Genomic DNA, 7,408 nt, shown 5'->3' with positions numbered 1-7,408 from the left:
ATGCCGATCTTCAAGCCAATCTGGGTTTCCAGAATCTGCGGGATGACGGCGCACCGCCGCTGCATCTCGCAGGCCACCAGGACGGCCGCCTCGGCGCTATCGAACGCAGCCAGCAAACCCTGCGGCAGTTGCCGGACGAGCGAGCCGCCGTGTGCTGCGAGAACCCGCTCCAGGCGGCTCAGCCGGCGACGAACCAGTTTGCCCAGCAGGGCTGGGTCGGGCGCATGGGCTTGGTCTGAAACCTCAAGTACCGTGGCGTGCAACAGATAGCCACTGGCCGCTCGGCCGGCGGCTGGTGTTGCGTCGGCAAGGTGGCGAAGGGGGGCGTCGTACATGACTGTCCGGGAAGCGAGTTGGTTTGGGCGCCGATGTTCGGAATGTGCAGGTGGCCCGGCTGGTGTTCGCCTCGGCAACTGCAGAGCAGAGGACTCAGCCGAGATAGGTTAGCAGTTTGCGATTGTCATTTTGTAAAGCTTTGTGGCGAGTTTGCAAAAGGCGGGGCGCTTGTGCTGTGGCGAATCGTCCCGCCGGGGCCGGGCTGCCTGTTAAAATTGCCGGACACCGACCCGAGAAACGTCATGCAGATCACCATTACCCGCCCCGACGACTGGCACCTTCACCTGCGCGACGGCGAAGCGCTGGCTGCCGTGCTCGCCCACAGCGCCCGCCAGTTCGGCCGGGCCATCGTCATGCCCAACCTCAAGCCGCCGGTGACCACCGTCGATCAGGCCGCCGTTTACCGTAATCGCATTGTCGCCGCGCTGCCGGCCGGCGCCAGCTTCGAGCCCTTGATGACGCTGTACCTGACCGATAACACGCCGGCCAGCGAAATCGCCAAGGCTGCCGCATCCGGCTTCGTCAAGGCCGTCAAGCTCTACCCAGCTGGCGCCACGACCAATTCCGACGCCGGCCTGACCGACATTGCCAAGGCTTACGACACGTTGGTCGAAATGGAACGCCTCGGCCTGCCCTTGCTCGTGCATGGCGAAGTGACCGATCCGCAGATCGACCTTTTCGACCGCGAAAAGGTCTTCATCGATACCGTGCTGCTGCCGCTGACCCAGCGCTTCCCGAAACTCAAGGTCGTCATGGAGCACATCACAACCCGGGATGCGGTCGAATTTGTGCAAAATTCCGGGTTGACCGTAGCCGCGACCATCACCGCCCACCATCTGCTCTACAACCGCAATGCCCTCTTCCAGGGGGGCGTCCGGCCGCACTGGTATTGCCTGCCGGTGCTCAAACGCGAGACGCATCGCGAGGCCCTGGTCGCCGCCGCCGTTTCCGGCAATCCGAAATTTTTTCTTGGCACCGATTCGGCGCCGCACGCCAAGGGTGCCAAGGAGGCGGCCTGCGGCTGCGCCGGCTGTTACACCGCCTACGCCGCCATCGAGCTCTATGCCGAAGTCTTTGAACAGGCCGGCGCCCTCGATCGGCTCGAAGCCTTTGCCAGCTTCCACGGCCCGGACTGGTACGGCCTGCCGCGCAACAGTGGCAAGATCACGCTGGCCAAACAGGCGTGGATGGTGCCGGCCGATTACCCCTACATCAGCACCGATACGATCGTTCCGCTACGGGCCGGTGAAACGCTGTCCTGGAAAATGCTCTGAGGAAAATCATCATGCGTCTGCGCCACTTTCTCCTGCCGCTGTTGGTCGTTCCTCTGCTCACCGCCTGCGTCAATGATGGCGCGACGTATGAAATCGACAACACCCGCGAACACGTTTTGTCGCTGATTCGCGAACAGCCGTATTTCTGGGACAGCAAGGTCAATCTCTATCTTGTCGTCTCGCGCATGCCGGCCTGCCTGCGTCGGCATAGCCTGGGCTCGATGGCGGCCAATACCAAGGTCGAAATCTACCAGGTGCCGTCCGGTGCTTTTATCGTCAAGGCGGGCAAGAAAATGTTCGCCACCGAGACGCAAACCTGTGAGAACTTCGCCAAGATGGACAGCGAGCCGCCCGAAGGCATGGGGCAGTTGATGGGTACCTTCCGTGTCAAAAACGGCGAGCTGGTTTTCGTCAAGGCAGAGAAGGACCAAGCGTCGACTGAAGAGTGAGCGCCGCCTCGGTTTACACCTCGCCGCTTTTCGATCCGCTGCGGGCCTGGCTGGATCGTCTGCCGCAAGCGCCGGATGCCTCGGCGGTGGCCGATCTGGCCGAGCAGTTTCCCATTCATGCCGCGAACGGCCGACGTATCCGTTTCGTGCCGCCGCGCCCGGACGGGCTGGTTTACGAATGCCGTATCTGGGCAAGCGGTGAAGTCGAAACCCGCCCCGACAATTGGCATGATTTCTTCAATGCGCTGGTCTGGCTCAGCTTTCCGCACACCAAGATTGCCCTCAGCGCCGCCCACATGCACGCCATGCAGGCGCCGGGCGCAACGCGCGGGACACCCCGCGATGCGCTGACCCACTTCGACGAATGCGGCATTGTCGTGCTGGCCAGCCAGCCCGAGCTGCTTGATTTGTTGCGTGATTTTCAGTGGAAGCAGCTATTTGTCGAGCGCCGGACCGAGGTGATAGGCAGTATGCGTTTCGTCATTTTCGGCCACGCTACCTATGAGCAGATGCTCCGGCCGTTTCGCGGGCTGACCGCGAAGGCCGTGCTCTACGAAGTGAGCGAGGCTTGGCTGCGAATGGGCCGTGCGGAGCAGCTTGCTGCGGTCGACAAGCTTCTGGCCGCTGATTTGATCCGCGGTCGTTACAGCAGTCCGCGCGATTTTCAACCGCTGCCCTTGCTGGGGGTTCCTGGCGTTACGCCGGACAGCGAAGATCCGGCGTACTACGACGATGCCTGGCAGTTCCGGCCAGGCCGTCGGTCTCTGGCAAAACCGGCGGCTTAGTAGCGGCGGCGTTGCGGAGCCGGGGCGCCGCGGTTCTCGATGTGACGGAAGGTGATGCGGCCCTTGGTCAGGTCGTAGGGCGACAGTTCGAGCGTTACCTTGTCGCCGAGCAAAATGCGAATATGGTTTTTCTTCATCTTGCCGGCCGTGTAGGCAATCATCTCGTGGCCGTTTTCCAGTATGACGCGGAAACGACCGTCCGGAAGCACGTCTTCAACGACGCCTTGCATTTCCAATAGTTCTTCTTTTGCCAAGTCTTGTTCTCCAGTAATCGTAAAAATGTTCAGGGGGCAGCGACAACGGCCGCTGCTGTGTCGGTCGATAGCGCCTCGTGCCGGTGGCGCGGCAATTCCCACGGCTGGCCGGCTTCGGTGATGGCGTTTATGGTGATCGCCGGCGGCGGCGAGAGCACGCCGCCGAAGATGGTCGCAAAGGATACATCAGCCGCGTCGCGGCCGGTCGCCAGACGGATAAAACCCATCGGAATCGCGGTGCCGGACGGATCAAACAGATACCAACGCTCGCCAAGGAATACCTCGACGTAGGCATGGAAATCGGTCGGGCCGAGCAATGGGTCGGCGCCGTAGTCGATGCCGGTGGTAAAGCGGGCCGGAATGTTGAGGGCGCGGCAGATGGCAATCATCAGGTGGGCGAAATCGCGGCAGACGCCAACCCGGTCGATCAGCGTATCGAGCGCGGCGGTGGTCGAGCTGGTGGTGTTGCCGCGGAAGGTCACGTGTTTGTTGACCCAGTTGCAAATGGCCTCGACCCGGCGATAGCCTTTGGGTAAATGGCCGAATTCGCTCATGGCCAGCGCGGCCAGTCGGTCGGACTGGCAGTAGCGGCTCGGGTAGATGTAGGTCAGTGCCGACAGCGGGAGCCGGGCAATCGGCGTTTCCGTGATTAGATCGGGCAGATCGACTTGCTGCTTGATGTCGACCACAGCCTGGTAGCTGATGTGCAACGGCCCCGGCGCACCGGTCAGGCGCAGATAGCGCGTGCAGGTCGCCGGATCGGCCTGGATGCTATGCGGTACCTGCTGACTGATCAGCAACTGCTCGCTGACGATGGTCTGGCTGGGCGTTTTTGCCGCATGGATGTTGAAAACGAAATCGGCGCCCTGAAAACCCAGTTCATAGTGAAGATCGATAGCGAACTGGATGCGGACCATTTATTCCCCGAAAGTGATGACCCGGTTTCCGGAAATTCGGAAGCGCTCGGGTGAGCCATTAAACAGCGCTTTGCGACGGGAAATGGTGACTTCGGCGGGCCGGAAATAGTCGGTTGACGAGGCGGCAGAGGAACGGCATTTACGCGGGCAGAACGGTGACATCGGATATTTCACGTCCGACGAAGCCAGCATCTTACTCGCCGATCCCCTGTGTGGCAAGGGAATGTCCTGAAAAGAGCCGAATATTCAATCCCTTGCCGATGTTTTGGCAAGGGATTTTGGGGGCGTCAGGCGGCTTTCGGTTGCTGTCCACGCATCTGCATGGCGCCGAGACGATTAGCCCCACTGAGCAAGGCCTTGATCGAGGCGGTGACAATATTGCTGTCGACACCGACGCCATAGCATTCGCCGCCATTTTTGCCGGCAACCTCCATGAAGGCGCAGGCCTGGGCGTTGCCGTCCTCGCCTATGGGCACCATCGAGCGTTCCTCGTAGCTGCGCACCTGGATATCGATTCCGGCACTGTGCAAGGCGTGCACCGTGGCATTGACCGGGCCGTTGCCTTCGCCGGAGAGGAGGTGCGGCGTGCCGTCGATATCTACGTTCAGGCGGATGCCCTGGCGAATTTGGGTGCCCTCGCCATGCTCGAAAAGGTGATGCTCGCGGTAGTGGATCGGGCTGCTGGCGTCGAGGTAGGTTCGGGCGAACATGGACCAGATGTCGTCAGCGCTCACTTCGCCGCCATGGGCATCGGTGTATTGCTGGACGACGCCCGAGAACTCGACCTGCAAGCGACGTGGCATGACCACGCCGTGCTCGGTTTCCATGAGGTAGGCGATACCGCCCTTGCCTGACTGGCTGTTGACCCGAATGACCGAATCATAGCTGCGGCCGACGTCGGCCGGGTCGATCGGGAGGTAGGGAACGGCCCATTGCTGGTCGGCTCCTTGGGCCGAAAACCCCTTCTTGATGGCGTCCTGATGGGAGCCGGAGAAGGCCGTGAAAACGAGATCCCCGACGTACGGGTGGCGCGGATGAATGGGGAGCTGGGTGCAGTGTTCGACGGTGCGGGCGACGGCGTTGATGTCCGAGAAATCGAGGCCGGGATGCATCCCCTGGGTGTACAGGTTGAGGGCGAGGGTGACGAGATCGACGTTGCCGGTCCGCTCGCCATTGCCGAAAAGGCAGCCCTCGACACGATCTGCGCCGGCCATGAGGCCGAGTTCGGCGGCAGCGACGGCCGTGCCGCGGTCGTTATGCGGGTGGAGGCTGATGAGGACGCTGTCGCGCCGAGCAAGGTTCTTGTGCATCCACTCGATCTGGTCGGCGTAGATGTTCGGCGTGGCAATCTCGACCGTGGTCGGAAGATTGAGGATCACCTTGCGTTCCGGCGTGGCGCCCCAGGCGGCGGTCACGGCGTCGCAGACTTCCTTGGCGAAATCGAGTTCGGTGGCGGTGAACAGCTCCGGGCTGTACTGGAGGGTGATCTTCGTTTCCGGTATTTGATCGGCGAGCTGGCGGATGAGGCGGACGGCATCGACGGCCATGCTCACGACTTCCGCCTGGCTTAAGCCGTACACCTTGTCGCGGAAGGTCTTGCAGGTCGCGTTATAGACATGGACGATGGCCTGTTTGGCGCCTCTGATCGACTCGAAAGTGCGGCGAATGAGGTGCTCGCGGGCCTGGGTGATGACTTCGATGGTGACGTCGTCGGGAATGTGGCCGCCTTCGATGAGATCGCGCACGAAGCCGAATTCGGTTTCCGAGGCCGACGGAAAGGCAATTTCGATTTCCTTGAAGCCGATGGCACAGAGCGTCTTGAACATGCGCATTTTCTTTTCGCTGTTCATCGGCTCGAAAAGTGCCTGATTGCCGTCGCGAAGATCGGTGCTCATCCAGATCGGCGTCTGTTCGATGATGCGGTTCGGCCACTGGCGCTCAGCGAGACAGACGGGCGGGAACGCGGTGTATTTGGTGGTGGGTTGGGGGATCATGGCGTGCTCCAGTTAATTTTTCGACAGCGAAATATTAGGCGAAAGTGGCTGGCAGACGATTGCGAGTTTCTGCATTGTTTGGGGTATTATCGGCAGTAAATTGCTTAAATATTATTATTTGAGAAATATTATGAATATCGATCGTTATGACCGGCAAATTCTTGCCATCCTCCAAGCTGAGGGGCGCATCAGCAACCAGGATTTGGCGGACCGTATTGGCCTGTCGCCCTCACCCTGTTTGCGTCGCGTCCGCGTACTCGAGGAGTCGGGGCTGATTACCGGCTATCGCGCCATGCTCGACGCCAAGAAGCTGGGTTTGTCGCTCATGGCCTTAATTGGTATTTCGATGGATCAGCACACGCCGGAGCGTTTTGCCAACCTGGAGGCGGCCATTGGCGAGATACCGGAAGTGCTGGAGTGTTTGCTGATTACCGGTCAGCAGTCGGACTACCTGTTGAAAGTCGTCGTCCGCGACATGGACGCTTACCAGGATTTGCTGCTCAACAAAATCACGCGCATTCAAGGGGTGACCGGCGTGCACACGAGTTTTGTGCTGCGCAAGGTGGTTGACCGTAGCGCCTTGCCGGCTTAGACGCCCTGTGGGCGCTTAGTCGCGGACGCGCTCAAAAATTATCGACGCGCTATCCGCGGCTTCGGGCTGTGGCGCGGGGTGTTGCGTCGGTTGGGTTTGCGCGAAGTAGTGCTCCCATTGTTGGTCGGAGAGTTTAACTTCGCGGACGAATGTCACGCGGCGCTCGCGTGACTGGCGCCGCTCCCGAAATTCGACGGGAGGGCCGAGGTCGCGTCGTCTCCGGTCGCCTCGCCGGCGTCGTTCAGCGGCTTTGGCGTCAGGTAACTGGACATCTTCGGGAACGACGGCGCCATGGGTCATCAGCAATTCGATGATATGGGGGTGCTTGCCCCGGGCTGCCATGCGGATTGGACCGCCGCCGCCCTGGGCATTGGGGGCGTCGATGTCGGCGCCGCGTTTAATGAGTTCGCGTACGATGTCGGCGTGGCCCTTGAAACAGGCGATACGCATGGGCAGACCCGGATCACCATGCATGTCCGCTTCTTCGATAACGGCGCCGTGCTCAAGGGCGACGATGACGGCTTGCAGGTTCCCTTTTTCGACGGCCCGCCTGAGGGCGCTGTGCATGGACATGAAAGTGTTCTCCGAGAAAAAGCCGGCGAATATTTATTTTGCATCATTTTTTCGCTCGGCATTGAAGGATAACGAATCTGCCCCATCGGCGCTGCCCAATTTTTCACGAACCGCTGGTCGGTGGACGGTGTTTCCGGTGCGGACGGCCTTTCGATAAAGCCGCGCGGGGCTGCTCTGCTGGCGCGTATAATCCGCCTCGGAAAGTCGGCCAGGCAATCGCTGGGCACGCAAGTG

The 7,408-nt window shown here is 60.9% G+C and carries 9 protein-coding genes and 1 pseudogene; 4 read left to right on the top strand and 6 right to left on the bottom strand.

Features of this window, described 5'->3' with window-relative positions:
* Positions 1 to 335 (bottom strand): annotated as a pseudogene (locus ADADOO_RS00235) (hypothetical protein); the annotation flags it as partial.
* 243 nt (positions 336 to 578) lie between these two features.
* Between ADADOO_RS00235 and pyrC the strand changes: the two are divergent.
* From pyrC to ADADOO_RS00220, 3 genes are all read left to right on the top strand, one after another.
* Positions 579 to 1,610, top strand: a complete 1,032-nt coding sequence (gene pyrC / locus ADADOO_RS00230) for a dihydroorotase (protein WP_511274151.1) — start codon at positions 579 to 581, stop codon at positions 1,608 to 1,610.
* Positions 1,611 to 1,621: 11 nt separating this feature from the next.
* A complete protein-coding gene (locus tag ADADOO_RS00225) occupies positions 1,622 to 2,059 on the top strand; it encodes a hypothetical protein (protein WP_511274150.1) in 438 nt (145 codons plus the stop codon).
* A gap of 86 nt (positions 2,060 to 2,145) precedes the next feature.
* Positions 2,146 to 2,844 (top strand): DUF3025 domain-containing protein, encoded by a 699-nt coding sequence (locus ADADOO_RS00220; protein WP_511274149.1) that lies wholly within the window; start codon positions 2,146 to 2,148, stop codon positions 2,842 to 2,844.
* Here the strand turns inward: ADADOO_RS00220 and infA are convergent.
* The 3 genes from infA to leuA all read right to left on the bottom strand — a co-directional run bounded on the left by infA (position 2,841) and on the right by leuA (position 6,009).
* Positions 2,841 to 3,098 (bottom strand): translation initiation factor IF-1, encoded by a 258-nt coding sequence (gene infA, locus ADADOO_RS00215; RefSeq protein ID WP_511274148.1) that lies wholly within the window; start codon positions 3,096 to 3,098, stop codon positions 2,841 to 2,843. The genes ADADOO_RS00220 and infA overlap by 4 nt on opposite strands.
* 29 nt (positions 3,099 to 3,127) lie before the next feature.
* Positions 3,128 to 4,015 (bottom strand): transglutaminase-like domain-containing protein, encoded by an 888-nt coding sequence (locus ADADOO_RS00210; protein ID WP_511274147.1) that lies wholly within the window; start codon positions 4,013 to 4,015, stop codon positions 3,128 to 3,130.
* 287 nt (positions 4,016 to 4,302) lie between these two features.
* Positions 4,303 to 6,009: a 2-isopropylmalate synthase gene (gene leuA, locus ADADOO_RS00205; protein ID WP_511274146.1), complete on the bottom strand. Its 1,707-nt coding sequence runs from the start codon at positions 6,007 to 6,009 to the stop codon at positions 4,303 to 4,305.
* Positions 6,010 to 6,139: 130 nt separating this feature from the next.
* Between leuA and ADADOO_RS00200 the strand changes: the two genes are divergently transcribed.
* Positions 6,140 to 6,601: an Lrp/AsnC family transcriptional regulator gene (locus ADADOO_RS00200; RefSeq protein ID WP_511274145.1), complete on the top strand. Its 462-nt coding sequence runs from the start codon at positions 6,140 to 6,142 to the stop codon at positions 6,599 to 6,601.
* Between the two features lie 15 nt (positions 6,602 to 6,616).
* Here the strand turns inward: ADADOO_RS00200 and ADADOO_RS00195 are convergent, their stop codons facing one another.
* Both ADADOO_RS00195 and ADADOO_RS00190 read right to left on the bottom strand, forming a co-directional pair.
* On the bottom strand, positions 6,617 to 7,174 hold the full coding sequence (locus ADADOO_RS00195) for an ankyrin repeat domain-containing protein (protein WP_511274144.1): 558 nt from the start codon (positions 7,172 to 7,174) through the stop codon (positions 6,617 to 6,619).
* 33 nt (positions 7,175 to 7,207) lie between these two features.
* Positions 7,208 to 7,408, bottom strand: a 201-nt coding sequence (locus tag ADADOO_RS00190) for a hypothetical protein (protein ID WP_511274143.1), incomplete at its 5' end; no start/stop codon positions are given.

It is taken from the genome of Azonexus sp. (genome assembly GCF_036170495.1).
Taxonomy (GTDB): domain Bacteria; phylum Pseudomonadota; class Gammaproteobacteria; order Burkholderiales; family Rhodocyclaceae; genus Azonexus.
This window is presented reverse-complemented; position numbering and strand designations above follow the sequence as displayed.

Bases quoted from the DNA above. Each gene is read 5' to 3' on its own strand.
- ADADOO_RS00195 (WP_511274144.1), bottom strand. From the start codon at position 7,174: ATGTCCATGCACAGCGCCCTCAGGCGGGCCGTCGAAAAAGGGAACCTG.
- leuA (WP_511274146.1), bottom strand. From the start codon at position 6,009: ATGATCCCCCAACCCACCACCAAATACACCGCGTTCCCGCCCGTCTGT.
- pyrC (WP_511274151.1), top strand. From the start codon at position 579: ATGCAGATCACCATTACCCGCCCCGACGACTGGCACCTTCACCTGCGC.
- ADADOO_RS00210 (WP_511274147.1), bottom strand. From the start codon at position 4,015: ATGGTCCGCATCCAGTTCGCTATCGATCTTCACTATGAACTGGGTTTT.
- ADADOO_RS00200 (WP_511274145.1), top strand. From the start codon at position 6,140: ATGAATATCGATCGTTATGACCGGCAAATTCTTGCCATCCTCCAAGCT.
- ADADOO_RS00225 (WP_511274150.1), top strand. From the start codon at position 1,622: ATGCGTCTGCGCCACTTTCTCCTGCCGCTGTTGGTCGTTCCTCTGCTC.